We start from the raw sequence: 24,520 nt of genomic DNA on the forward strand, positions 1-24,520 counted from the left end.
TTCATTATCACAATGTGATTGTAATGGAAAATGGAGGAGGATTCAACATTCCAGAAAAAATAAAAAGGCTCGTAATTAGCTTCATCAGCCAATTTACGAACCTGTTGTTTACCATATGGTGCGGTCGAGAGGACTTGAACCTCCACGGTGTTGCCACCACTAGAACCTGAATCTAGCGCGTCTGCCAATTCCGCCACGACCGCATAAAAATGGTGCCGGCAATAGGACTTGAACCCACAACCCCCTGATTACAAGTCAGGTGCTCTACCAATTGAGCTATACCGGCACATTACGAGAAACTATGTAATTCGCACATTCTAAAAATAGAATGGCGGAGCTGACGGGACTCGAACCCGCGACCTCCGGTGTGACAGACCGGCGTGAACTCCAACTTCACCACAGCTCCATATGGTTTTTGTCACCATCACCATCTTGCGGCGACTTCTGTAATATAGCACGATTCTATCTCCAGATGCAATAGTTTTTAAAAAAATAATGAAAGATTAATTTTTTCATAGATTTACCAACGAAAATCCGATAGAATTTTAGCTAGATATGCAGATTTTAGTAGATTGGTGGAGACGATGACATGAAAAAGACTTCGAGGCTACTCACCTTCCTCGCCCTCTTCACTCTGCTGCCTACTGCTGCCCATGCTTCCTCATCGGCATATGTGGTATCAGCAGGTGATACGCTGAGCAAGATCGCTCGTGAACATCAAGTAACGGTGGATCAACTCATTCAATGGAACCAACTGAATGACGATAGATTGTCAATTGGACAAACTCTATCTATTCACGGTGAAAACACTTCTGGCTCCATTGCGACTGACACTCCTTCCGATGTAGCTGTCAATCAGAATGATAACGCTACCACTGAGTCTAAAGAACTAACTGCTGGTGAAAAAGCCCGTGTCACTGGTGACGTGCTGAATGTGCGTAAAAAGCCTTCGACTGACGCAAAAGTGTTAGGCAAGCTAAGTTTCGGTTCCATTGTAGAAGTCGTAGAAACGGGTAATGAATGGACGAAAATCGAATTCGAAGATCGTGAAGCATACGTTGCTACAGAGTTCCTTAGTCCAAACCTCACTTCTACCGTTTCGCTGCCTGCCGAGGTAAATGCAGAAGATCTGGGTCGAATGAAGGAAATTTTTGAGCCATTGCTCAATACACCATACGTCTTAGGCGGAACTACTCCGAATGGCTTTGATTGTAGTGGCTTTACTTCATACGTTTTTGAACAGCTTGGGGTTACACTTCCGCGCACTTCTGAAGATCAATTCCGTGGCGGTCAAGAAGTATCACTAGATCAAGCACAGCCTGGTGACCTCTTGTTCTACGATTCGCTTGGAAAAGGACGCGTGTCCCACGTAGCGATCTATTTGGGTAATGGAGCAATCGTGCATGCGAATGGCGAAGATGTTCGCTATGGCAAAGTCGAATACATGCATAAGCTCTACCCGTTTTATGGAGTGAAGCGATACGCTAACTTCCAGTAAGCTTTCTACACATAAAAGCAAACAAACAGCCCTATCTGCCTTGCAGCAGTTCGAGGGCTGTTTGTCTTTCTGTGCTTAATGTATTTCGGTATTATGGGCCTGCTGATGTTGTTGCTGCTGCCCTCCGATTTCGATTTTGCCCAATGCTTGTTTCATTTTGTCGAGCTGAAGTTGATAATCACGAACGACTACGGTAAGAACACTGACAGACTCCTTGAAATCCGGCTCGCTGCTTACTCTGTCGATGGCTCTATGTAAATGCAGCATCTTGTTCTCCGTTTCCCGCAATAGGTCGAGTAACTGCAATCCGTTTACCACGTAATCACCTCATCTGTTTTTTCTTACTTTCTCCTTCCGCTCTGTTCCCTATGCGCACAAAAACGCTTTGCAACATGAATAAAAAACGTCCGCTAATGACATAGCGGACGTTCTTCCTATTTAGTTTAGGCGTGCAGACGCGAGCTCTACGAATTTGTCGATATCTTTTGCAACCAAAGAGAGTGAATTCCGCCAGAAATCGACGGAGCGTACATCAACATCCATGATAGCTGCTACATCTGCAACGCTCATTTTGCCCGTTACTGATAAGAGCTTGTCGTACTGCTCAACAAAAGCTTCCCCGCGCTTGAGATACTCTGCGTACAGGCCTTTCGCGAACAGAAGCCCAAAAGCATACGGGAAGTTGTAGAAATTGTAATCCGCGCTATAATAGTGCGGTTTGCATACCCACATGTACGGGTGTAGAGCTGCCGGATCCAAACCATCTCCGTAAGCGTCCTTTTGCGCTTGTAGCATCAGTTCGTTCAGAGTGGAAACAGACAAGGCACCTTCTGTTCTGCGCTCAAATACAGCAGTCTCGAACAAGTAACGGCTATAAATATCGACGATCACCTGACTTGCTCCGCTGATATCATTTTCCAAAATCGCAAATGCTTCCTCGGAGGTCGCTTGTTCAAGTGCTGCATTGGCAATGATGGTTTCGCACAAAATGGACGCTGTTTCGGCGATTGGCATTGGGTATTCGCTATTCAAGAATGCTTCGTTTACGAGACATTCTCCGTGATAGCCATGACCCAATTCATGTGCCATTGTGCTCACATCGCTGTAGCTGCCTGTGTAGTTGGACATAATTCTGCTCTCCCCTACGATGTGCAGGTTGTAGCAGAATGCCCCTCCACGCTTGCCTTCACGAATCTCAGCATCAATCCACTGATTGTCATAAGCTCGTGCTGCATAGTTGGCGAGCTTTTCGCTAAAGCTACCAAAGTGCTTCACAATGAAGTCGCGGGATTCCTCATACGAGAACCGCATGTCTGCCTCGCCCACTGGCGCAAACAGATCATAAAACGGCAACTGAGCGCTCTCATGGCCGAGTAACTTCGCCTTTGTACGGAAGTATTGATGGAAGGATGGCAGGCTCTCACGCATCGCCTGAAGCATCGCTTCGAGCGTCTCGCGGTCCATACGGGAGTCTTGCAACGTCTTATCCAGCGGCGATTCATAGCCTCTTAGCTTCGCTACGGTAATAACCTCGCCTTTAATTCCATTCAAGCTGGCAGCAGCAGCTCCATCGATTTTTTTGTAAGCGGCAAGTTCCGCCTCGTAGGCCGTTTTGCGAAGCTGCGGATCTTTTTCGTTCGCCATGTTCCGCACCACTGGCAATGGAAGCTGTTTGTGCTCCCCATCGACTGTAATGTCTACCAGTAAAGTGGAAGTCAGCATTTCATGGAGCTTTGTCCATGCATTTGACCCTGTATTTTTCATTTTTGCTAGGACGATTTCTTCTTTTTCGCTCAGCATGTATTTGCTCTTGTCGGACATTTCTGTCAACATAAAGCGATGTGTCTCTAACAGCTCCGATTGGTTAATCAACTCGTCCAGGTTGCTCAACGATCCTAGCCATTTTTGGAATTGTACGCCTGGTTCAACCAATTCCACAGCCTGATTCTGTACTTTTTCAATTGCAAGCAGTGCTACTTCATTCTTGGCATCCACGCTGGCAGTCAGCTCTCCGTAGGCGTACAAGCGGAAATGCGTTTGCAAGACGGAGGTCATCATCGTTATGTATGTCTCCATCTTCGCTACTGCATCTTCTGAAGATTGAAAGTTTTGCGCTGCCCAGCTTTTGATCTCTTCTGTTTCACGTACAAACTTCTCCCAATCTTGTTTCCATTCTGGTGCATCAAATGAGGAATACAAGACGTCCAAATTCCAGCGCATATTCATGGGCACGCGCCTCCTTTTCTCTTATGTAACAAGCCTATTGTAAAAAAATTTAGATGGATTCTGCAAGTTTTTGCTAAGAAAACTTCTTTTGCGAGAATAAAAAGACTCTGCCGCTAGCGTAAGCAGAGTTCTTTTGTAAGTGATCAAGCTCGTACTGGCTGCGTCAAAAACGTTAATGCAGACAAGGCAAACAGCTGGGTGGATTCCACCAATTGGTCAATAGCTACGTACTCATCTGCATGATGAGGGATGTGGCGATCACCTGCGCCTGTCGTCAAAATAGGAATGCCGGCCTTGTGCAGGAAGGTTCCATCTGTCGCACCCGGGACGCCATTATATACCGGCTCTTTTTTTGTGATTTCCCGATAGGCGTTCGCAACGGAAGTCACAACTTCTTCATGCATGCCAGTCAACGTCCAAGGGCGCTCTTCGATTACTTCCAGAGTAGCCTTGAACTTGTCATCCTCTTTGCCTAGTTCCTCTAATATGACACTGATCTCTTTATACAGCTCTTGGTGGTCCTGCCCGGGAACCGTGCGAATATCAAGTGTTGTCATGCATTGATCGGGTACGACGTTGATTTGGGCGTCTCCTTTGACCGGTGCCTGCAAAATCGTCGGAGTGATACTCGGCCACCCCAACATTGGATGCTCTCCCAGACGAGCCATTTCCTTTCGTTCCAGCTCTTCTAACGCCACGATGGCGCGTGCCATCCTGGTGTTCGGATTGATGCCCGTCAGTGGCATAGCTCCATGCGCCATCTTGCCAAACGTACGAAGAATTGCTCGCATGGCTCCTTTTTGCGTGATGCAGAGCTGATTTTCTTCCGGTTCGCAGATAATCGCCGCATCGACGTTATTGGCCCAACCGCGACGAATGAAATCTTTGATCCCGATCATCATGCTCTCCTCATCGCAAGGGATGCACAGGAGGATTTTGCCTGTAAAAGACTGTTTGGATCGTTGGATAGCTTTGACGGCACATATCGCGGCGGCCAGATTACCTTTTGTGTCACAAGAGCCACGCCCGTAGATACGCCCACCAGATATTGTTCCACCAAAAGGGTCGTAGCTCCAAGCATCCCGATCCCCTTCTGTTACGACATCTGTATGGGCTTCGAATAAAAGCGTTTTGCCAGGCTTGCCCGAATCGTAAAAGGCGATGACATTCGGTCTGCCTGGAACAACCTCTTCATAGAAGACCTGCAAACCCATGTTACGAAGATAATCGGCGACAAATAGCGCTACCCGCTCTTCATTCGCTCCTGTCTGATCGGGACGAAACACACTTGGAATTCTAACTAGCTCCTGCGTTAGGCGTACAACTTCCTGCTCGTCAACAAAGGATATCACCTGATTCATCCGCCAATCCTCTCCTCTGCATCCAAATATGTTACACCTACCCCTGGAAGTAACTGCGATAAGATGGCAGTCCCCCTGCTTCCTCTGCGTGCTTAACCGCTTGGATGACGGCTTCTGCCAGCACATCTGCGGACAACGCGCCCACCAAGTCTACACTCGCCTCTACTTCGCCTGTTGCTACAGCAAAGATCGTGTCGCCATCGTACATGGTGTGAATCGGACGGATTGTACGGGCAAGCCCGTCATGAGCCATTTGCGCTACTTTGTTTGCTTCTGCTTTGGACAAGTGAGCATTGCTGGCGACTACGGCAATCGTCGTGTTCGTACCTGGAGGGATCGGAGCAAAAGCTTGCTGGCGCAGTATCTCCATGCTATCCCGAATGGTTCCCTGTTCATCTCTCGGCCCGGCTATGATCGTCCCTGACTGCGGATCTACGACATGACCGACCGCATTTACAGCGACGATTGCACCTATGACGAGTCCATTGGGTAAAATCACCGAAGTTGTGCCTAACCCGCTCTTCATCGCATTCCCAAATCCATTTAGCTTGCCTACTGTCGCACCTGTACCTGCACCGACGTTTCCTTGTGCTACTTTCTCACGGCTTGCTGCCTGTGCTGCCTCATAGCCCATTGGACGATCGGGACGAACCCGATAGTCGCCTACTGCCAGGTCGAACAAAACTGCTGCTGGAACGATAGGAACGACGCCATAGCCAACATCCAGTCCGATGCCATGTTCCTCCAAATACTGCATGACACCTGTAGCAGCATCCAAACCGTATGCACTGCCACCCGAAAGGCAAATCGCATGGACGACACTCACCAGATTGACAGGGTCCAAGAGGTCCGTCTCGCGGGTGCCCGGGGCGGGTGCCCGGGGCGGAGCCCCGGACATCCACGCCGCAAACAGACGGCTTTTCTAGCATAATTACACTGCATCCCGTTAATGTTTCTTCGTTTTGTGCATGCCCGACGAGAACGCCGGGTACGTCAACAATCGTTCCGGTCATTATAAGTCTCCTGAAATTTTTGATTTTTGCCTACCTGCTGAGCCCAATTTCTTCCAAGCCGCAACGACAGCCAATGTAACAATGACCGAAACAATTGCTTCTGGCAAGCCGTTCGTGATTGCAACTGTGGTCGCTACGCCGAGGGTCATGTATCCTCGAATGACGGCCATGCCCAGTACCAGGATCGTGTTTGTCATCGCCCCAATAAAGCCAGCGGCACCAATCGCCAAGTACTGATTGACGTTTTTCAAACCAACATAGGTCAAGTAAGCAGTCACACCGATGAACAAACGTGGCAGGATGGCTACAAGAGGGTCTTTAAAAAGCGGAACGGTGGCATTTAAGAAAGAAGAGACTCCAAATATAAGGCCAATGATCATACCAACGCCCCAGCCCTCCATTATGCCCCCGATCACAGCCGGGATGTGCATAATAGTGGCATTGCCCGCTGCTGTCGGAACCGGAATGTAGCCGAGACGTGTCACCCCGAGCAAAATCGCTATCGCGCCCAAAACGCCTGCAATGACAATCTTGCGAACGGTCAAGCCTTTTTCCATGCATACTCCTCCTTTTACGAGTTTTATGTGGAATGCCCTACTCGGGCGAATTCCCGCTAGTCTCCCTTACCAAGGTATGGCGAGCATGACGGCTGAAATGACAATACTCACGATCAGCGCGACGTAATCTTTGCCTACAGCCTTGTATTGGGTGTATCTGGTCCGTGCAGCACCTGGTGTGTAGCATCTGGCTTCCATTGCCAAAATCAAATCTTCTGCTCTGGAGAGCGCCACATTAAACAGCGGGATGATGATGGGAAACATGTCTTTTGTTCGCTGGATGATCCGCCACCATTCTCCTGTACCGAAATCTGCACCACGGGATGCTTGTGCTTTCATCATTTTTTCCATTTCCATCGCGAAGGTAGGTACAAAGCGCACAGCAATCGTGATGATCAAAGCAAAAGCATGAACCGGAAACTTTACTTTTTCTAATGGCCCCAGCAATCGCTCCATTCCGTGTGTAAGTTCCGTCGTCGAAGTGCTGAGCGTGAGGACACTCGATAAGAAGATTACTTCTACGAAACGTATGGCAGACACGATGACGAGGCGTATACTCTCACTCGTGATCGTGATGAAGCCGTATTTCAAATAAACGGTTCCGCCATTGACAACCTCCCCGTAAAATAGCAGCTGCATGATCGCCAAAATCATGATAAAGGGGATAGCGGGCTTGATCCCGGATATACCGTAATGCAGGGGGATTTTCGAGATTTGAAACATCCAGATACAAATGGCTAAAGCAAACAGATTACCCACGTATGTATCGCAGATGGCAATTGCTAAGATGAGGATGACGAAAGCACCCAGCTTGAAACGAGGATCGAGACGATGAACGACCGAAGCAGTGGGTAAATATTGACCGATGGTAATATTTCGCGTCAATTCAAATTCTGCTGACATGTGGACCCCTCCTTAGCGGTTCATCAGTTTCAAAATTTCCATCGCTGTCTCTTCGGGTAAAAAAGCGCTAGCATCGATGCTGTAGCCCTGCTCACGAAGTCTGTATAAAATATCTACCGATTCCGGTGTGCCGATATGATGCTGCCGCAGCAATTCCTGATTGCCAAAAATTTGTCGTGGTGTCCCTTCACAGACTGATTTGCCGTTTGCCATGACATAGACACGATCAGCAAGCTTGGCGACCTCTTCCATATTGTGTGAGACGAAAATAACCGTTAGCTTTTCTTCCCGATTGAGACGGCGGATGCGCTCCAATAGCTCATGACGAGAGCGCGGGTCCAGTCCTGCTGTTGGCTCGTCAAGTACGAGAACCTTGGGTTGCAAGGAAAGGACGCCAGCTAATGCCACCTTGCGTTTCTGCCCGCCACTTAAGGCAAAAGTCGGACGGTCTTTCATCTCCTGGAACGAGAGGCCAACTAAGCCCATCGCCCACTGTACACGTCGCCGCACTTCCTCTAGAGGGAGCCCCATCCGAAAAGGTCCGTAGGCTACGTCATCACCGACCAGTTTTTCGAAAAGTTGATCCTCCGGGTTTTGAAAAACCAGTCCTACTTGTCTACGCAACGTACGAATATCGATCTTGGGTGAAGATACGTCCATTCCATTGATGATGACCGTACCGGATTGCGGGCGAATCAGGCCGTTAAAATGCTGGATTAACGTCGATTTTCCCGATCCAGTATGACCGATAATGGCCAAGCATTCGCCTTCTGCCACCTGGATGCTTACCTGGTCGAGGGCCCGATGTTCGAGAGGCGTTCCGTGCATGTAGACATGAGATAGATTTTCCACGTTTACGATCGGTTGCGTCATGAACCACTCGCCTCCGCTTGTCTGACGTATAAACGATTAACCTCCGCGACAACTTCCTCATTGTGGATGAGATCAGGTGTAAATTCGTGATATTCGGAGTGAACGAGATGAGCAATTCGGCTCGCGTCTGGAACATCCAGATGAAGCTCGCGAAGTCTTTCCTGATGGGAAAATACTTCACGTGGAGTACCCTCCAATACGATCTTGCCGCCCTCCATTACGATGACGCGATCTGCTTCTGCTACCTCTGACATGTGATGGGTCACGGTGACGATCGTCATTCCTTCGCGATGCAGCTTGCGAACGACTGCTAGTATATCCTGTCTACCGTAGCTGTCCAGCATACTCGTCGCTTCGTCCATGACGAGGCATTGTGGCTTCATCGCCAATATCCCCGCAATGGCGATCCGCTGCTTTTGCCCGCCAGACAAATGATGAGGCGGTCGATGGCGAAAGGCACTCATTCCTACTGCCTCTAGGGCAAAATCCACTCGTGTCTTCATCTCTTCTGCAGATGTCCCTATGTTCTCCAGTCCGAAGGCCACATCATCCTCTACAATCGTCGCGACAATCTGATTGTCCGGATGCTGAAAAACCATCCCGACACGGCTCCTCACTTCATGAATTCGCTGTTTTTCACGCGTGTTGATTCCGTTAACGATGACATCGCCATCGTTTGGAGTCAAAATTCCATTGAGATGCTTAGACAGCGTTGACTTACCGGACCCATTATGACCGATGATGGCGACATACTCTCCTGGAAACACTTCTAGGGAGACATTTTGCAGAACAGGAATTTGTTGATCTTGGTTAACCTGATAGGCAAACGAGACATTTTCTACACGAATAATCGGTTGTGGTGTCATGCTCTCCCCTCGCCTTTTCGTAAAAGTCGTAAGCGTTGTGTCCTCCATAAATAAGCAACTACCATGCCAAATGAATATGTTTTTAATTTTCTGTAAATTAAACAAGTAACGGAGCCACTCTGTTGCAAACATGCATCGCTGATGTTGCAATTGCATCAATTTCTACAATCTTTCGTAGCGCTTCATTTTTCTCCACAGCGTAGACCGATCCATTCCCAAAATTTTCGCCGCTTCTCCCTTGTTTCCCTTCGTCTCCGCCAAAACCTTTCGGATGACTTCTGCTTCTCTCTCTTCTTGATCTCGGTAAGATTGCCGCTGATACAGCTTCTTGGCAAAAAAAGCAGTGTCCTCCTTGCCAAGCGCGTCATTCTTACAAAGCAAGACCATTCTTTCCACCACGTTGCGCAGCTCTCGTACGTTACCTGGCCAGTCGTATTGTTTGAGAACGCGGAAAACGGCCTCTTCTACTTTCAGATGCCTTTTATTTTCCCGTTCCTTGATCTCTCCAATGATCGATGCCACCAATAGCGGAATATCTTCAATTCGCTCTCGTAAAGCAGGCAGCTCTAACGTCAGCACATTCAATCGGAAGTACAAGTCTGAGCGAAACTGCTTTTCCTCTACCAGTCGTTCCAAATCCCGATTCGTTGCCGCGATAATTCTCACGTCGACAGGGACGATGCGCTCCCCGCTGATTCTGCGGACTTTTTTCTCCTGCAAGATACGCAAGAGCAACGCTTGGATCGGGATCGACATCTCTCCGATTTCATCGAGGAACAGCGTGCCTCCGTGTGCCAATTCAAACAGCCCTGGCTTTCCGCCTTTTCGCGCGCCAGTAAAAGCGCCCTCCTCGTATCCGAACAACTCGCTCTCCAATAAATTGCCAGGGAGCGCCGCACAGTTAACTGGGATGAAGGGCCCAGTTGCACGCTGGCTGCTCAAATGAATTCCTTGGGCAAACAACTCCTTGCCAGTTCCAGTCTCCCCCTGAATGAGAACCGTCGCATCTGTCCGTGCAAATGTTTCCGCCCATACCTTCGCTTCGCGGATCGCAGATGATTCTCCCACGATATCCTCCAGGCGGAATTTGGCTTCCAAGCCACTCTCCATGCTCTGCTTGCGAATGCGCATCTCCATTTTTTGAATGTCGGTGATCTCTTTAAAAGTGGACACCGCTCCCACGATTTCACCCTTTACGACAATCGGCAAACGGTTGATGATAATTTGCCGATTCAGGATCGTCGCGATATCCCCTCTCTCTTTTTTTCCCGTTGCCAAAATTCTCAACATATCTGAATTGGGAATATAACGGGTAATTTTTTGTCCCACGATATTGCCTGGCAGACCGAGTATTTCCATCGCGTTTTTATTGACCCCGATAATAATGGAATCCCGATCGACCGCGATGATGCCGTCATGGGAAGCGTCCAGAATCGCCTGCATGTGGATGTCATGGATCATTTGCCTGGCTCTCCTTCCTCGGCATTCTCAAGCATGACTGCTACTTCTGGTGCTGGCCTTCTTGCCCGACGCTTTTTTCGTTTCTTTTTCCGTAAAATGAAAATGGACAGGAGCATCAGCGCGAGGATGGCGAGCTCGATTGGTTGTGCCAGCTTAGCAGAAGTCCAGCCACTCATGCCCAGCAAGTGAAAGATGACGGCTATGTAAAGGAAGATCGATGCTAGATTTTGAGCATTCACCTGTTTCACCTCTGTATTTTCTCGTTAGTGAAAGAATGCGGCAATCACTTTATCGTTGATCCCACTCTTGGAGTAATAATGAACCGGCTTTCTTTGTTCTTTTGCATACGCAATTTCCTTGCTTGTACTGCTTCCAATATAGCCCTCTACATCGATGACAAAAATCTCGTCGGACAAATCGATTTTTCGAAAGTGAATGTCAGTGAGTAGATCTGCTTGCTCCTGTGATATCTCAAAGCCCTCGCTCTGTTCAAAAAAAGCTACGCTCATCACGATGTTTCCTTGGAGAGTCAAATACGTATTCGCCTGCTCAAATTCTTTTTTGAATTTTGTAGACCCGCATAGCGTGATGATTTTCATTTTGAATCCCTCTTCCTATGGCTTGCATTTTTCGTAATAATCTGACTGGGATACTACGAAAAACTCCCATGGAGCCGTGACCATAGCTCCACAGGAGAGTTGGTTCTTGTTGTCTTGCGATTAGATAGGCAGCAGTTCTACAGACTCTTTGCTCTCCAAGTCTTTCACCATGTCGAGCCATGCTTGTGGCTTTTGTGGAAGCACGGCGTAATAACGCTTCAAGAACGTGACGATCAGATCCGCTTCGAGGGTTGTTTGCTCTTCGTTTGTCGGCATGAAGCCCAGATCAAGTCCAGATACCGCTTCCCCGTCATTTTGCCAGGACGGATGTACATAGGTAAAGCTCGTACGTTTGTAGCCGAGATGAGAGAGCACTTCACGGCGTACAAATGGGTCCATTGGCTTGATCCCGCCAAAGCTGTGTTCTTCCACACGGTACGGGTCGTAGATTTCTGCAAACATCCCGTACAGCTCCTTGCCGTTTTCAGCAGCCAGAGCGAGCAGGTCCTTTTGACGCTCTCTGGCGAGGAATCGGCCCACTCCGAGACCTTCTTGACCAATGATCGTGAAGTCTGTCATGGCTACGTTCATGTCTGTGTAATAACGGTATTCGGTAGCGCCCACAACTTCTCCTTCGTGTACAGCTACAAATACACGAATACCCGGATCTTCCAGCGGTTCTTTCCACAGATCGTACTCCAATACTTCCTCAGGCGGGAAAACCTCTTGCATCAAACGGTGCATCTTCGCAAACAGCGGATTGTCAATATGTTGAATACGTACGAATTCCATCAGTCATATCCCCTCTCGATCGATTATGTCGGATAAACGCCCTACAGATGCTGCTGAAATGGATTTTTCCATTCCATGAGTGTCGCGTAGTTGCGAGATTCCTCATCTTCCAAATAATTCGCCACGACCTGAACAGGCGTACGACCGCAGCGCATGAGAAATGTAATCACCGGGTCTCTTACTTCCCCTGTCAGAACACGCTCCAAATACTGCTCAGGTGTCCATTGGTCTGCATAACGTCCATATCCTGGCATGCGACCTCCGCCGAGCAATCTGCGCAGTCCTTTTTGTACCACCAGCTCATACATCGCTTGCATCATCTGTTGACCCAATCCCAGCTTGCGGAAGCTCGGACGAATGCAAATATCTACGATGTACAGCGTGTCCCCTTGCGGATCGTGATTACGGATATAACCGCTATCCGTGACATCCTCCCACTTATGCTCGGGGTGAGCCGGATCAAACCTCACGAGCAACCCTGTCATCGAACCCGCCAAAATCCCGTCTACTTCTACACAAATAGCACCTTCTGGGAACAGCGTAATATGGTTCATCAGCTGCTCCTGGTTCCACCATAACTCAGACGGGAACGGCGGGGGAAAGCTCTCCGCCTGGATTTGGATCAATTCGAAGAAGTCTGCATGATTGTAGTTGCGTATGACGGCTTTGCGTGGCTTGTTCCCTTCAAATACATACAGCTCTTTTCTGTACATATTCATCCTCCTGCTGTCCTGATCACGATGGAATGCTTTACTTCCAGTCTGTATACAAATCGGTACGGCGGTCGCGCCACGTTGTGACGGAGCCTTTTTCCCGCACGTCGTATAGCAATTGGATATCCAGGTCAGCGGTTACCATCATGTCGTGGTTGATTTCCCCTTCAGCAAGAATGCCTCGCGGAGGGAACGGAACATCGTTTGGCGTCAAAATCGCCGCTTGTCCAAAGTTCGCTCGCATGAAATCAACTGTCGGCAGCGAGCCTACGGTTCCAGTCAATACGACATACACCTGGTTTTCAATCGTCCGGGCATGACTGGTATAACGTACGCGGTGGAAAGCGTGGCGATCATCCGTGCAAGATGGGCAGAAAATGACGTCTGCGCCCCGTGCTTTGGCGATGCGCACCCACTCAGGGAACTCGATGTCGTAGCAAATAATCATCGCGACTTTCCCTTTGTCGGTCTCAAAGATTTGCAACGAGTCGCCAGCCCCCATGTTCCAGCCTTTTACTTCCCATGGCGTGATATGGATTTTTTTCTGCTGGCCTACACGTCCATCCGGGTAAAACAGAAAAGCCGTATTGTAAAGCTTGCCGTTTTCCTCGATGATGTGCGTTCCACCAATCAGATACATCTCGTATTTGGCAGCGAGGGAACGAAACAGCTCGACATATCGGTCCGTGAATGATGGCAATGCCGTAATCGGCAGCGCATTGCCCTGCTCGTCTCCAATCGACATGAGTTGAGTCGTAAACAGCTCCGGGAAAAGGAGAAATTCTGTGTCGTACTCTTGTGCGTTTTTCACGTAGTGCTCAACTTGATTGGCGAAGTCTTCAAAGCTATGTATGGTATGCAGATGATACTGCACAGCGGAAACACGCATTTTCATGCCATTCTTCCTTCCTCAAGCGTGATAAGAATCTCTAAGAATAAAATATATCAAAAACAGCTTGTAAAGTCTCGTCATTGGCTGTATGAAAAAAGTCGCCTATCCACTTAGACGGGCGACTCTCTCTCTTATTGGTTGGTGCTCATCCGCAAAACGGTTTTGTAGAGCAGCTCTGTTCCCAGTGCTACGTCTTCATAGGCTGCATATTCTTGCGGATTATGACTGATACCGTCCTTGCAGCGGACAAAAATCATCCCGTAATCACATACGTAGGAGAGTGCCAAAGCGTCATGGAAAGGACCACTCATCAGCTCGCGCACAGAGGCACCAAGCCTGCTGCTCTCCTCGTGCATGATTGCCTTAATCCAATCGGCACAGTAACGCGGGTCACTATTCGTATCTTCCGTAATGGTATATTGCAATCCACCTTCTACAGCGGCTAGCTCAATCGCCTCGCGCAACGCTTGTTCGCGCTCATCGCGACGCTTCAAATCGATATCCCGCAAATCAATCGAAAAACGCACCCGCTCTGGAATGATGTTGCGCGAATCCGGGAAAACCTCCAAATGACCGACTGTACCGACTGTTGGCGCTTGTGGATCAAGCTTTGCCAGCTCGTTCACAGCCAAAATTACTTTTGCTGCTCCGACAAGCGCATCCTTTCTCATCGGCATCGGTACAGAACCAGCGTGCCCGGCAAAGCCAGTCAGCTCGACCGTCCACCACAAAGGCCCTGATATCGCAGACACGATTCCAATCGCTTCTTTCGCATCATCGAGAATCGGCCCCTGCTCAATATGCAGCTCCAGATAAGCACCGATGCTGTCTTTTGGATAAATAGACGCTTCCAGACGATCAGGGTCGCATCCAAAATCAATCAGTGCTTGCCTGCGTGTGATCCCGTTTTTATCCGTTCGCTCCAAGTCCGTCGGGTCCAGCATGCCGAGAATGCCTTTGGAACCAAACAGTCCTTTTTGAAATCGGCATCCTTCTTCGTCACAAAACGCAACGACTTCAATAGGCTGTGCAGGCATGAGCCCTTGTTCATTCAACGTCTGGACAACCTCCAGCCCGCCCAATACCCCGATCACACCATCGTACTGACCGCCGTACGGCTGCGAATCGATATGTGAGCCAATCATCAAGATCGGAGCTTGATCATCCTTCCCCGTCATCCGACCAATCAAATTGCCGAAGTCATCGATCCGCGTCTGAAGACCTGCTTCTTCCATCCAGCTACGCACCAGCTCTACGCCTGCCCGATCTTCAGCAGACAAAGCGAGTCGACATACACCCGTTTCACCTATTTTCCCGATTTGCGCCAATTGCTCGATTCGTTTTTGCAGTCGTTCTTCATTGATCGCTAGCTTTCTCGCCTTTACGTTCATGCTTGTAAAACCTCCTCATCTTGGCGTTGATAGACGAACTCCCCATCGATCATCGTTTTGTCTACGCGCAGCTCTTTGATACGATCTGCCCGCGTTGCCAAAATATCGCCGTCCAGCACCACGAGATCAGCCAGCTTCCCAACTTCAATACTCCCTTTGATCCCCTCCTCAAAACTGGCGTACGCTCCGTTCCAAGTAAACATGCGAAGCGCCTCCATGATGCTAACCCTTTGATTTGTCCCCACATCCTGACCTGTTTTACTCACTCGATTAACGGCAGTATGAATCCCAATCAGCGGGTTGAAATCAGTCACGGGACTATCCGACGCTCCTGCCGTAACGATCCCCGCGTCGAACTGATCCCTCGCCGGAAACATATGTCCGACACGCTCTCCGATGTTGGTCACATACGAATCACCGTAATCGTAGATAAAAGCAGGATTCGGGATGGGTACGACGCCTAGCCGAGCCATTCTTGCCAGCAGATCAGGCGCAGATACACCAGCATGTTCAATTCGATGTCGGTGGTTCTCGCGCGGATGCGCTTCTAGTGCCGTTTCAAAGCATGTCAGCAGCATGTCAATCGCTCGATCTCCCTGGGCATGAGCGGTAATTTGAAAACCTTTTGCATGTGCCTCTCCCAAAATGGTATTCAACTCGTCCTGTTCATAGTAGAGAATTCCATAATCATCTGGTCGGCTGGTGAACGGTTCACGCATGGCCATCGTGGGCGCAATGCTTGCCCCATCTGTAAAAACTTTCGCGGGTCCGATACGGAACCGAGCATTCCCCGTACCCGTTACCATCCCTGCATCGACCATCTTTCGGACAAAATCATCGGATTGATTCAGCGCACAAACCATTGCGTAGATGCGAACTTTCACGTCACCTTTCTGTACCGCTTTTTGCATCGCCCGATAGTTCTCTGGACCGTATCCTCCCGCATCGTGGATGCTCGTAATCCCCGCAGCAACAAAGTCTTTCGAAGCTAATCGCAAACCTTCGATATACTCTACTTCTGTAAAAGCCGCTTTTTCAAATAGGTTCATATGTGCCGTTTCGATGAGGAATCCCGTTAGCTCACCATCTGCATCACGATCAATACGTCCACCTTGGGGATCGGCTGTCTCTCTGTCGTAACCCGCTAAGGCAAGCGCTCTGCTGTTTACGACAGAGTGATGAGCGCACGTCCTCATGACAAAAACAGGATGCGCTGTCGTCACTTCATCCAGCTCGGCGATTGTCGGATAGCGTTGCTCGATCATGAGATTTTCATCGAAACCACATGCTCTCACCCATTCTCCTGCTGGTGTTTTTGCCGCTTGTTCTTTCAGTGCGGTGAGCAGATCATCAATCGACCTGATCCCTCTCGCTTTGCAATCGACTCCCAGTTTGTTCGTACCGTAAATCGTAATATGCAGATGGGCATCGATGAAGCCGGGCAATAGACTCCTCCCTTGCAAATCAATGACGTTTGTATGTGATTGAATCAACTGTTTCACATCTTCACTAGACCCGACAGCAAGAATGCGATTCCCTCTGACAGCCACTGCTTCTGCCACCCGATTCTCATGATCTACCGTGATCACCTGTCCATTGAGAAAAACCATATCTGCCATATAACTGCCCCCTTTAGGAAATGAGTATTAAAGAGTGGGTGTCCCTTCTGTGTTTGCCGCATGACGATTGAGTGCAAAAAGATTCTTCGTCAAAAACGTCACAGTAAACATCACGACGAGATTGACTAGCAATGCCACGACACCAATGTTCAAGTCTTTGACAACGGCTGGCCAATTCGGAAGCATAGTCGCTATCGTCACTTGGAAAATCGTCACATACGCAACAGTTGACACCCCACATAAAATCCCGGCAAACGCACCGTATTTATTTACCCACGGCTTGGCAGGAAGACTAAAAAGCAATGCCGGGAATAACTGTGTGACCAAGCTGTAGCCCATTAATAACAGCGTTACGAGCGTATCTCCCCCACTCATTGCAAAATACAGCGAGATCAACGAGATGACAGGCACTAACCATTTGGCAATGCGGGCGATTTGTGCGTCAGATGTGTGCGGAGCCATGACTTTGTACACATTTTTCGCCAAGAGCGTCGCCCCTGTCATCAATAGCATGGAGCCTGGTACGAGCGCAGTTAACAAGCCTGCTGCTCCAATGATCCCGACTACCCACGGATCGAATGTTTGCAACGACAGACGGAGCAAGGACAAATCACCGTCCGCCCCTTTTAATCCGGGCACTTGCAGAATCGCCGTAAAGCCGACAAAGAACACAAACAACAACATCAAGGTATAGAGCGGCAGCATGATCGTATTTTTGCGGAACACATTTGCATTTTTCGCTGAAAACACGGAACCGAACGTATGCGGCCACATGTAAAATCCGAACACCGTGACCAGCACCGTTGAAATATACCAGGAAATACTTAATCCCTCCTCAGGGAACGTCAAGAAACCAGGATTGGAAGCTTGCACGGCTTCAAACATCGGTTGGATACCCCCGTAATAATGAAACGGAAGGTAAAGCCCGAGGAAAACGACGACAAAGAAAATCATGATGTCCTTGATCGCAGCCGTCCAAGCCGAACCGTGAATTCCTGAGATCATGACGTAAATGGTCACAGCAATGACTCCGATCCATATCGCAGCAGCAGGTGAAATCGAGCCATAGGATGCTTCCGACACGATGATCCCCAAGCCTTTGAATTGGAGGACGAGATACGGAATAATCGCAATGACTCCGACCGCTGCGACCAAAATGCCGAGTATCGGGCTATTGTATTTGCTTACAAAAAAATCGGATTGGGAGACGAGCTTGTGCTCTTTGGCATACCGCCAAATGGGCGGCAAGAGCCAGTAGGAAATGACATAGGCGAGGGAAATGTAAGAGAGAACGTAATAAGAAGGTGCCCCTTTAGAGTACGCCCAACCACTGCCTCCCAAAAAGGTGAATGTCGTATAAATCTCGCCTGCTACCAGCAAGAAAATAAAGATCGAACCGAATCCTCTGCCGCCAACGGTCCATTGTTCCATATTCATGTCTTTCCCTCGTTGCGCACGAATACCGGAGTAGAAGGACAGCAATAAAAAGGCAAAAATAATGATCAAGGCAATATTCATTGGCCGTCCTCCTTCGTAGCAGGGTCGATTTTGTTGAGGAATGCCATGATGACGGAAGTTAAGACAACCCAGAGAACGATCCAAAATAGGACAAACGGCATGCCTAATACGTAAGGCTCTACCCGATTCACAAACGGAATTCCTCCTAGCATCCCAATGAACGGCAGTACTCCTAGCCAATCCCTCGCTTTCATACGACTCCCCCCAGTTTGCTCGATTTGTCCCATTGCCTGTACACATCCTGGACATGTACATTATTATTATCTAAAAATTCAAATACTTCCTTTGTTCACATGACTAGAAAATGGAACGGTGTTTTGTACAAGTAGCTAAAAGATGATGAAAGCATGGTGAGCGTAATGATTACTGTCCGTGAGCTCATACTAGTTGGTGGCTTTGATGAATCGTCAGTGCTTGCAGGCGCGGACTCTTTAGAGAATGAACTGCTGGGCGTCACCTCGTTTGATTCTCCCGATGGCCACAGGTGGCTGCGTGCTGGTGAATTCGTTCTGACGACAGGCTTTCCATTTCTCTCTCAGCAAAAAACATGTACGAAACGGCTGATAACACTCATCGATGAGCTAGTCACCATCGGCACCCCCGGGCTTGCCATCAAATTAGGTCGGTACATCGAGGACCTTCCTGAAGCCGTTCTCTCCCACGCTACGAAAAAGGCATTTCCCATCCTGTCCTTTCCGATGAATAAAGCTTGGTCGGATGTCATCGTGCCAGTCGTTCAATACATCAATGACAAACAGCGCATCGAGCTGGACAGAACCCATGCCATTTATGAACGGTTTCATCACTATTTAACGGGAGGAGCTCCGATTTCTACTTTGACAGATTTACTGTCCGATACCCTTGATGCTCCTGTATCCATCCATGTCCCCCAGCATAAATGGAAATGGGATTCCTTGCTTGGTTCGTTCCCAGGCGATGATTCATTGGACAAGCTATACGGTCAACGCGCCCCAATTCGACTAACGCAAGAGCCTCTTAGCAGACAAAAAGAAGGCATCCATGTCCGGTGGCTTCTCCACGACCAAATCGTGCAGGGAACCATCATCATTGGACAGCGGGAGCGTGATCTTTACGCGTGGGAAAAAGTCGCCATCGAGCAAAGTGCTGCCCTCTTGTCACTTGAAATGCAGCGACAACGAGCCATCCAGGAAACATTCCAGCGTTTTCGCAATGATTTTTTGCAACAACTCGTCAGTGGCCAGATCGTCTCACATGAAATGCTCATGCGAAAGGCGGATGAAGTTGGCTGGGAGTTGTCCGATCACTATATCGCGATGATCGTAAGCTCCTCCCCTCATGACAAAACCGGCATGGAACTTTGGCAAGAAAACCATCATCTTCTGAACGCGTTGCACAGCTTTTTTTCCTCAAATGAGGCGATTCTGTATGGTTTGGATCAGGAAAATCGTGTCCTCTTGCTCGTGCCTATGCCTATTCATGCCCCCACTGAACCGCTCTCGCAATGGCTGCAGGAACAGTGCTTAAAGACGGTCACCAAGCAATTGGATCAACCCGTCTTTGCAGGAATTGGGCGATATCATCCTGAGCGAGAAGGCATCGTTCGTAGTTATCGGGAAGCGCTGATCAGCTTGCGAACTGCTCTCCATTCTACAACCCCAGCCAACGTCTCTTCTCTTCACATCAAAAGCTACCACGACTTAGGACTTGAGCGAATCATGTATGCAAACGATCCAGCGACAGAAGCCCAAACGTTTGCAGAAGAATGTCTGGGCAAAATTCAAAGCTATGATCGAGAAAAAAACGGACAGCTCTTGCAAACCTTGCAAGTGTTTTTGCAAGCGGATGGGAATTACGCGGAAGCCGCGCGTCGTTTGTATGTCCATAAAAATACAATCAAATACCGCATCCAGCTCATCCGAGAGTGGACTGGATTGAATGCGGAAAACGGGCACGATCAAATGCTTCTGCGCATCGCCATAACTGCACATGTCATTGGGCATCGCCTTTAATCTTGGTATAATGAATAGGAAAGCCAGGTAGGAGGAACAACAGATGAATGAATGGTTGAATAAACCCGTGAAGACGATACAGAGACCAAAGAAACGAGGCACGGTAGAATACATAGATGACCAGTATATCGTGGTGTTCTTTACTTCCCCCCGAAAAGAGCGCGTCATTTTCTCGAGCAAGGAAGCCTTCCTTACTAAAATCGAGTTTGTGGAAAACCCCGTAACATGAGAAAAAGCCCCTGACTTCTACACGATTTGTGCGAAGCCAAGGGCTTTTTATATGTGCGTAGGCAGCTTACGCGTAATGCTCATCACGCAGGCGTTTGATTTCATCGCTCTCCAGGTACTCGTCATATGTCATCATTTTATCAATGACACCCTTCGGCGTGAACTCAATGACCCGGTTCGCAATGGTTTGAACGAACTGGTGGTCATGAGATACAAACAGAAGTGTACCGTCGAACTCAATCAAGCCGTTATTCAATGCAGTAATGGATTCCAAATCCAAGTGGTTCGTCGGTTCGTCCATGATCAGTACGTTGGCACTCGCCAGCATCATCTTGGACAGCATGCAACGAACTTTTTCTCCCCCGGACAATACGTTTGACTTTTTCAGCGCTTCATCTCCAGAGAACAGCATGCGACCGAGGAATCCACGAATGAATGTCTCGTCTTGATCTTTGGAGTATTGGCGCAGCCAGTCAACCAGGCTCAAATCGGAGCTAAAGTACTCCGAATTGTCTTTTGGGAAGTACGCTTGGGAAGTCGTAACGCCCCATTCGAAAGAACCGCTATCAGGCTGAACTTCGCCCATCAAAATTTGGAAGAAGGTTGTTTTCGCCAGCTCATTTGGTCCGACAAAAGCAACTTTGTCCCCTTTGTTGATGGTGAGGTGAAGGTTTTCAAACAGTTTTTCGCCTTCAATCGTCTTGCTCAAGCCCTCGATGGCTACGAGGTTTTTACCCGCTTCACGCTCTGGCTTGAAGTTGATGAACGGATACTTACGGCTGGAAGGACGAATGTCTTCCAACGTAATTTTCTCCAACAGCTTTTTACGCGAAGTCGCCTGCTTGGACTTGGAAGCATTCGCAGAGAAACGCGCAATAAACTCTTGCAGTTCCTTCATTTTTTCTTCTTTCTTCTTATTCTGGTCACGAACCATTTTCAGTGCCAATTGGCTGGATTCGTACCAGAAGTCGTAGTTACCCACGTACATTTGGATTTTGCCAAAGTCAATATCCGCAATGTGCGTACACACCTTGTTCAGGAAGTGACGGTCATGGGATACAACGATGACGGTGTTTTCATAATCCGCCAGGAAGTTTTCCAACCAACGAATCGACTCGATGTCCAAGTGGTTCGTAGGCTCATCGAGAAGCAGGATGTGTGGATTACCAAACAGGGCTTGCGCCAACAGAACACGTACCTTCTCCGTACTAGAGAGGTCTTTCATCTGCTTGTCGTGCAAGTCAGTCGGGATTCCAAGACCGATCAGCAAGCTAGCTGCATCTGCTTCGGCCATCCAGCCGTTCAGCTCTTCGAATTCTCCCTCCAATTGGGACGCGCGATTGCCGTCTTCCTCAGAGAAATCTTCTTTCATGTAGAGAGCGGTCTTCTCTTCCATGATCTCGAACAGGCGCTTGTGGCCCATAATTACCGTTTTCAACACTTCGTACTCGTCGAATTCAAAGTGGTTCTGCTTTAATACAGCGATACGCTCGCCCGGTGTCACCGAAACGTGACCACTCGTCGGATCGATCTCTCCGGAGAGGATCTTCACGAAGGTAGACTTCCCTGCACCGTTCGCACCGATGAGGCCGTAACAGTTACCTGGGGTAAACTTAATGGATACATCTTCAAACAGTGCGCGCTTACCGTAGCGCAGCGTCACGTTCTGAGTGCTTATCATCGTCGCAATACCTGCCTTTTTTGAATCGTTCAAACACTTATCTTACCAGAGATGACCTCATTTTGCAAAAGGTAAACGATTTCGCACACAGCAAAAATCACTTGATTCATGAAAATCCTTTTCACAGGGAAAACTACCATGGCAATCCAATGGGAAGGAGGCAAAGAAATGTCCAAGCAAAACGGTGTCAAAAATGAGATGGGAAAGAAAGAAAACCCTTCGCAAACCCGTAGATCGAACACAATTAGCAAAGAACAGACACGCTCCAAGCAACGTGGTGAGTAGAGAGTGCCTCCAGCAAAAACCGGCCTGCGGCAAATGCAGACCGGTTTATTTGCAATCAATCGGATCAAACACTGGCCTGCAACGGAACGAGGGAAGGGCGATGTGTCTGTAGAGGCTGTGAATCCACATAGATCGATACATTGTGCAACGTCACATACACAATGCTCTCCTCTTCTACGTTCAACTCCATAAAACGCTGCCTGCTCATCTCTGCCTCAAAAACTTCATCCGTGTCCAAACGTTTCAGGTCCAGGCGAACGATCGGACCCAAGAGCGAAATATGGTTAATTTCGGCCTGAACAGATCTGGCAGACTTCCCCTCTGGCGGTCGCAACGATATCTCTACATCATGTGGTCGCATGTATCCAACAGCGGGAGCCTCCACCGCTTTATCCTTCCAATCTGTCTCGAACTCTGCTTCGCCGAGCTTGATTTTGCCATTTTGGATTCGTCCGTGAAACAAATTGACCCGCCCCAGAAAGCTGTACACAAACGGATTCGCCGGATGGTGATAAATTTCTTCGGGCGATCCTACCTGCTCCACTCGCCCTTCATTCATCACAACTACCTGATCCGCCAATTCCATCGCTTCCTCCTGATCGTGCGTGACGAACAGAATCGTCAGCCCGAGCTTCCCGTGCAGATGACGGAGCCAGCGACGCAGCTCCTGTCTCACTTTCGTATCCAAAGCGCCAAACGGTTCATCCAGCAGCAAAAATTTTGGTTCCACTGCCAATGCCCTCGCCAATGCGACACGTTGGCGCTGACCACCGGATAGCTGTGAGGGATAGCGATGTGCGAGACCTTCTAGCTGAACGAGCTTTAACAGCGAATGAACCTTTTCACTGATTTCCTCCTTGCTCGGTCGTGTTTTGCGGGAGCGAACGGACAACCCAAACGCAATGTTGTCAAAAATGTTCATATGCCGAAACAAGGCGTAATGCTGAAATACAAATCCAACCTGCCGCTCGCGCACGTCGCGATTCGTATTATCCTCTCCGTGAAAGAGGATGCTTCCCTCCTGCGGTTGTTCCAGTCCAGCGATGAGACGCAAAAGCGTCGTCTTTCCCGATCCGGAAGGCCCGAGAAGTGCTACGAGTTCGCCTTCCGGGATATGCAGATTCACATTTTTCAGCGCCGTAAAGCTTTTATATGACTTCGTAATGTTCACTACCTCGATACTCATCCGGCTCTCTCTCCTGTCACGTCGTAGTGTTGTTCCTCATCCAGCTTTGCTTGCCGCTCGGTTTTCCACTCGATCAAGCTTTTCAGAATAAGCGTCACCAAGGCTAAGGCAGCAAGCAAGGTGGCTACCGCAAAGGCAGCAGCGAATTGATATTCGTTGTAGAGAATCTCCACATGCAACGGGAGCGTATTGGTCATGCCACGGATATGACCGGAAACGACGGATACTGCCCCGAATTCACCCATGGCGCGGGCATTACACAAAATGACCCCGTACAGGAGTCCCCATTTTACGTTTGGCAGCGTGACGCGTAAAAATGTTTTCCAGCCGCTTGCTCCGAGCGAGACTGCTGCTTCCTCCTCGTCTCTTCCCTGTGCTTCCATGACCGGAATCAGTTCACGAGCGACGAACGGGAAGGTAACAAAGGTGGTCGCGAGCACGATACCGGGAACTGCGAAAATGATTTGTAAGTCCCATGCCGCAAGCAAGGGCGCCGCCACACCTTGACTCCCAAACAAGAGGACAAAGATAAGGCCCGCAATGACTGGAGATACAGCAAATGGCAAGTCAATCAACGTAAGCAACACATTTTTTCCCGGGAACGAAAACTTGGCTATTGCCCATGCTGCAGCGATCCCGAACGTCACATTCAGCGGTACACTAATGGCAGCGACAAGCAGGGTGAGCTTGACAGCGGATAATGTTTCCTCCTCTGTAATGGACGCCACGAACACCTCCGCCCCTTGCCGAAACGCTTCTGTAAAAACAGCTACTAGCGGTAGGATCAAAAACAAGCCGAGGAAGAGCAAGGCCACGATAATCAGTGTCCATCGGATATAGGCCGGCTCCGTCAAATGCTTCATACGT

General features: G+C 48.9%; 23 protein-coding genes, 3 tRNA genes and 1 pseudogene. 3 read left to right on the forward strand and 24 right to left on the reverse strand.

Annotation, left to right across the window (positions count from 1 at the left end):
• Positions 1-116: 116 nt before the first annotated feature.
• From HPY28_RS02385 to HPY28_RS02395, 3 genes are all read right to left on the reverse strand, one after another.
• Positions 117-203 (reverse strand) — tRNA-Leu (locus HPY28_RS02385).
• A gap of 7 nt (positions 204-210) precedes the next feature.
• Positions 211-286 (reverse strand) — tRNA-Thr (locus HPY28_RS02390).
• Positions 287-329: 43 nt separating this feature from the next.
• A tRNA-Asp gene (locus HPY28_RS02395) sits at positions 330-406 on the reverse strand.
• 183 nt (positions 407-589) lie between these two features.
• On the opposite strand from HPY28_RS02395, the gene HPY28_RS02400 reads away from it, so the two are divergent.
• A complete protein-coding gene (locus HPY28_RS02400) occupies positions 590-1,498 on the forward strand; it encodes a C40 family peptidase (RefSeq protein ID WP_017248217.1) in 909 nt (302 codons plus the stop codon).
• 75 nt (positions 1,499-1,573) lie between these two features.
• Here the strand turns inward: HPY28_RS02400 and HPY28_RS02405 are convergent, their stop codons facing one another.
• The 18 genes and pseudogenes from HPY28_RS02405 to HPY28_RS02490 all read right to left on the reverse strand — a co-directional run bounded on the left by HPY28_RS02405 (position 1,574) and on the right by HPY28_RS02490 (position 18,476).
• Positions 1,574-1,816 (reverse strand): hypothetical protein, encoded by a 243-nt coding sequence (locus tag HPY28_RS02405; protein ID WP_017248216.1) that lies wholly within the window; start codon positions 1,814-1,816, stop codon positions 1,574-1,576.
• Between the two features lie 120 nt (positions 1,817-1,936).
• Positions 1,937-3,724, reverse strand: coding sequence for a M3 family oligoendopeptidase (locus HPY28_RS02410; RefSeq protein WP_174230030.1), 1,788 nt, complete (start codon positions 3,722-3,724; stop codon positions 1,937-1,939).
• Positions 3,725-3,867: 143 nt separating this feature from the next.
• Positions 3,868-5,085, reverse strand: coding sequence for a M20 family metallopeptidase (locus HPY28_RS02415; RefSeq protein ID WP_017248214.1), 1,218 nt, complete (start codon positions 5,083-5,085; stop codon positions 3,868-3,870).
• Positions 5,086-5,122: 37 nt separating this feature from the next.
• Positions 5,123-6,098 (reverse strand): annotated as a pseudogene (locus tag HPY28_RS02420) (P1 family peptidase).
• Complete coding sequence (locus HPY28_RS02425; protein WP_017248213.1) at positions 6,098-6,655, reverse strand: ECF transporter S component; 558 nt, start codon at positions 6,653-6,655, stop codon at positions 6,098-6,100. Before HPY28_RS02425 ends, HPY28_RS02420 begins: the two are co-directional and overlap by 1 nt.
• 66 nt (positions 6,656-6,721) lie before the next feature.
• Positions 6,722-7,558 carry an energy-coupling factor transporter transmembrane component T family protein gene (locus HPY28_RS02430; protein ID WP_174224707.1) on the reverse strand — a complete coding sequence of 279 codons (837 nt, stop codon included), beginning with the start codon at positions 7,556-7,558 and terminating at the stop codon, positions 6,722-6,724.
• Between the two features lie 12 nt (positions 7,559-7,570).
• Complete coding sequence (locus HPY28_RS02435) at positions 7,571-8,431, reverse strand: energy-coupling factor transporter ATPase (protein WP_174224708.1); 861 nt, start codon at positions 8,429-8,431, stop codon at positions 7,571-7,573.
• Positions 8,428-9,297: an energy-coupling factor transporter ATPase gene (locus tag HPY28_RS02440; protein ID WP_017248210.1), complete on the reverse strand. Its 870-nt coding sequence runs from the start codon at positions 9,295-9,297 to the stop codon at positions 8,428-8,430. The genes HPY28_RS02435 and HPY28_RS02440 overlap by 4 nt, the downstream gene beginning before the upstream one ends.
• A gap of 162 nt (positions 9,298-9,459) precedes the next feature.
• Complete coding sequence (locus tag HPY28_RS02445; RefSeq protein ID WP_017248209.1) at positions 9,460-10,758, reverse strand: sigma-54 interaction domain-containing protein; 1,299 nt, start codon at positions 10,756-10,758, stop codon at positions 9,460-9,462.
• Positions 10,755-10,997, reverse strand: a complete 243-nt coding sequence (locus HPY28_RS02450) for a hypothetical protein (RefSeq protein WP_017248208.1) — start codon at positions 10,995-10,997, stop codon at positions 10,755-10,757. Before HPY28_RS02450 ends, HPY28_RS02445 begins: the two co-directional genes overlap by 4 nt.
• A 24-nt stretch (positions 10,998-11,021) precedes the next feature.
• Positions 11,022-11,357: a DUF4406 domain-containing protein gene (locus tag HPY28_RS02455; protein WP_174230031.1), complete on the reverse strand. Its 336-nt coding sequence runs from the start codon at positions 11,355-11,357 to the stop codon at positions 11,022-11,024.
• Positions 11,358-11,477: 120 nt separating this feature from the next.
• The gene (locus tag HPY28_RS02460; RefSeq protein WP_017248206.1) at positions 11,478-12,149 is read right to left on the reverse strand and encodes a GNAT family N-acetyltransferase; all 672 of its coding nucleotides are present in this window, start codon (positions 12,147-12,149) and stop codon (positions 11,478-11,480) included.
• Positions 12,150-12,190: 41 nt separating this feature from the next.
• Complete coding sequence (locus tag HPY28_RS02465) at positions 12,191-12,862, reverse strand: GNAT family N-acetyltransferase (RefSeq protein WP_026043051.1); 672 nt, start codon at positions 12,860-12,862, stop codon at positions 12,191-12,193.
• A 37-nt stretch (positions 12,863-12,899) separates the two neighbouring features.
• On the reverse strand, positions 12,900-13,757 hold the full coding sequence (locus HPY28_RS02470) for a carbon-nitrogen hydrolase family protein (RefSeq protein ID WP_017248204.1): 858 nt from the start codon (positions 13,755-13,757) through the stop codon (positions 12,900-12,902).
• A gap of 128 nt (positions 13,758-13,885) precedes the next feature.
• Positions 13,886-15,145, reverse strand: a complete 1,260-nt coding sequence (locus tag HPY28_RS02475; protein ID WP_174224710.1) for a M20 family metallo-hydrolase — start codon at positions 15,143-15,145, stop codon at positions 13,886-13,888.
• Positions 15,142-16,764 carry an amidohydrolase gene (locus HPY28_RS02480; protein WP_174230032.1) on the reverse strand — a complete coding sequence of 541 codons (1,623 nt, stop codon included), beginning with the start codon at positions 16,762-16,764 and terminating at the stop codon, positions 15,142-15,144. Before HPY28_RS02480 ends, HPY28_RS02475 begins: the two co-directional genes overlap by 4 nt.
• 27 nt (positions 16,765-16,791) lie before the next feature.
• Entirely contained in the window at positions 16,792-18,282 is a 1,491-nt protein-coding gene (locus HPY28_RS02485) for a sodium:solute symporter family protein (protein ID WP_017248201.1), read from the reverse strand.
• Positions 18,279-18,476 carry a DUF3311 domain-containing protein gene (locus HPY28_RS02490; RefSeq protein WP_026043050.1) on the reverse strand — a complete coding sequence of 66 codons (198 nt, stop codon included), beginning with the start codon at positions 18,474-18,476 and terminating at the stop codon, positions 18,279-18,281. Before HPY28_RS02490 ends, HPY28_RS02485 begins: the two co-directional genes overlap by 4 nt.
• A 153-nt stretch (positions 18,477-18,629) precedes the next feature.
• On the opposite strand from HPY28_RS02490, the gene HPY28_RS02495 reads away from it, so the two are divergent.
• Both HPY28_RS02495 and HPY28_RS02500 read left to right on the forward strand, forming a co-directional pair.
• Positions 18,630-20,273, forward strand: a complete 1,644-nt coding sequence (locus HPY28_RS02495; RefSeq protein ID WP_174230033.1) for a PucR family transcriptional regulator — start codon at positions 18,630-18,632, stop codon at positions 20,271-20,273.
• A gap of 43 nt (positions 20,274-20,316) precedes the next feature.
• A complete protein-coding gene (locus HPY28_RS02500; protein WP_069845267.1) occupies positions 20,317-20,502 on the forward strand; it encodes a hypothetical protein in 186 nt (61 codons plus the stop codon).
• 66 nt (positions 20,503-20,568) lie between these two features.
• On the opposite strand, the gene HPY28_RS02505 is transcribed toward HPY28_RS02500, so the two are convergent.
• The 3 genes from HPY28_RS02505 to cysW all read right to left on the reverse strand — a co-directional run bounded on the left by HPY28_RS02505 (position 20,569) and on the right by cysW (position 24,516).
• Positions 20,569-22,182, reverse strand: a complete 1,614-nt coding sequence (locus HPY28_RS02505; RefSeq protein WP_026043048.1) for an ABC-F family ATP-binding cassette domain-containing protein — start codon at positions 22,180-22,182, stop codon at positions 20,569-20,571.
• Positions 22,183-22,531: 349 nt separating this feature from the next.
• Positions 22,532-23,653: a sulfate/molybdate ABC transporter ATP-binding protein gene (locus HPY28_RS02510; RefSeq protein WP_017248196.1), complete on the reverse strand. Its 1,122-nt coding sequence runs from the start codon at positions 23,651-23,653 to the stop codon at positions 22,532-22,534.
• On the reverse strand, positions 23,650-24,516 hold the full coding sequence (gene cysW / locus HPY28_RS02515) for a sulfate ABC transporter permease subunit CysW (RefSeq protein WP_017248195.1): 867 nt from the start codon (positions 24,514-24,516) through the stop codon (positions 23,650-23,652). Before cysW ends, HPY28_RS02510 begins: the two co-directional genes overlap by 4 nt.
• Positions 24,517-24,520: the final 4 nt, after the last annotated feature.

The sequence above is a fragment of the Brevibacillus sp. HB1.2 genome (assembly GCF_013332495.1).
Classification (GTDB): Bacteria; Bacillota; Bacilli; order Brevibacillales; family Brevibacillaceae; genus Brevibacillus; species Brevibacillus porteri.

Excerpts from the sequence above, each read along its gene's own strand:
- HPY28_RS02470 (WP_017248204.1), bottom strand. The coding sequence starts at position 13,757 with ATGAAAATGCGTGTTTCCGCTGTGCAGTATCATCTGCATACCATACAT.
- cysW (WP_017248195.1), bottom strand. The coding sequence starts at position 24,516 with ATGAAGCATTTGACGGAGCCGGCCTATATCCGATGGACACTGATTATC.
- HPY28_RS02430 (WP_174224707.1), bottom strand. The coding sequence starts at position 7,558 with ATGTCAGCAGAATTTGAATTGACGCGAAATATTACCATCGGTCAATAT.
- HPY28_RS02410 (WP_174230030.1), bottom strand. The coding sequence starts at position 3,724 with ATGAATATGCGCTGGAATTTGGACGTCTTGTATTCCTCATTTGATGCA.
- HPY28_RS02435 (WP_174224708.1), bottom strand. The coding sequence starts at position 8,431 with ATGACGCAACCGATCGTAAACGTGGAAAATCTATCTCATGTCTACATG.
- HPY28_RS02510 (WP_017248196.1), bottom strand. The coding sequence starts at position 23,653 with ATGAGTATCGAGGTAGTGAACATTACGAAGTCATATAAAAGCTTTACG.
- HPY28_RS02455 (WP_174230031.1), bottom strand. The coding sequence starts at position 11,357 with ATGAAAATCATCACGCTATGCGGGTCTACAAAATTCAAAAAAGAATTT.
- HPY28_RS02495 (WP_174230033.1), top strand. The coding sequence starts at position 18,630 with ATGGTGAGCGTAATGATTACTGTCCGTGAGCTCATACTAGTTGGTGGC.
- HPY28_RS02485 (WP_017248201.1), bottom strand. The coding sequence starts at position 18,282 with ATGAATATTGCCTTGATCATTATTTTTGCCTTTTTATTGCTGTCCTTC.
- HPY28_RS02480 (WP_174230032.1), bottom strand. The coding sequence starts at position 16,764 with ATGGCAGATATGGTTTTTCTCAATGGACAGGTGATCACGGTAGATCAT.
- HPY28_RS02445 (WP_017248209.1), bottom strand. The coding sequence starts at position 10,758 with ATGATCCATGACATCCACATGCAGGCGATTCTGGACGCTTCCCATGAC.
- HPY28_RS02500 (WP_069845267.1), top strand. The coding sequence starts at position 20,317 with ATGAATGAATGGTTGAATAAACCCGTGAAGACGATACAGAGACCAAAG.
- HPY28_RS02440 (WP_017248210.1), bottom strand. The coding sequence starts at position 9,297 with ATGACACCACAACCGATTATTCGTGTAGAAAATGTCTCGTTTGCCTAT.
- HPY28_RS02505 (WP_026043048.1), bottom strand. The coding sequence starts at position 22,182 with ATGATAAGCACTCAGAACGTGACGCTGCGCTACGGTAAGCGCGCACTG.
- HPY28_RS02400 (WP_017248217.1), top strand. The coding sequence starts at position 590 with ATGAAAAAGACTTCGAGGCTACTCACCTTCCTCGCCCTCTTCACTCTG.
- HPY28_RS02490 (WP_026043050.1), bottom strand. The coding sequence starts at position 18,476 with ATGAAAGCGAGGGATTGGCTAGGAGTACTGCCGTTCATTGGGATGCTA.
- HPY28_RS02460 (WP_017248206.1), bottom strand. The coding sequence starts at position 12,149 with ATGGAATTCGTACGTATTCAACATATTGACAATCCGCTGTTTGCGAAG.
- HPY28_RS02475 (WP_174224710.1), bottom strand. The coding sequence starts at position 15,145 with ATGAACGTAAAGGCGAGAAAGCTAGCGATCAATGAAGAACGACTGCAA.
- HPY28_RS02415 (WP_017248214.1), bottom strand. The coding sequence starts at position 5,085 with ATGAATCAGGTGATATCCTTTGTTGACGAGCAGGAAGTTGTACGCCTA.
- HPY28_RS02465 (WP_026043051.1), bottom strand. The coding sequence starts at position 12,862 with ATGTACAGAAAAGAGCTGTATGTATTTGAAGGGAACAAGCCACGCAAA.
- HPY28_RS02425 (WP_017248213.1), bottom strand. The coding sequence starts at position 6,655 with ATGGAAAAAGGCTTGACCGTTCGCAAGATTGTCATTGCAGGCGTTTTG.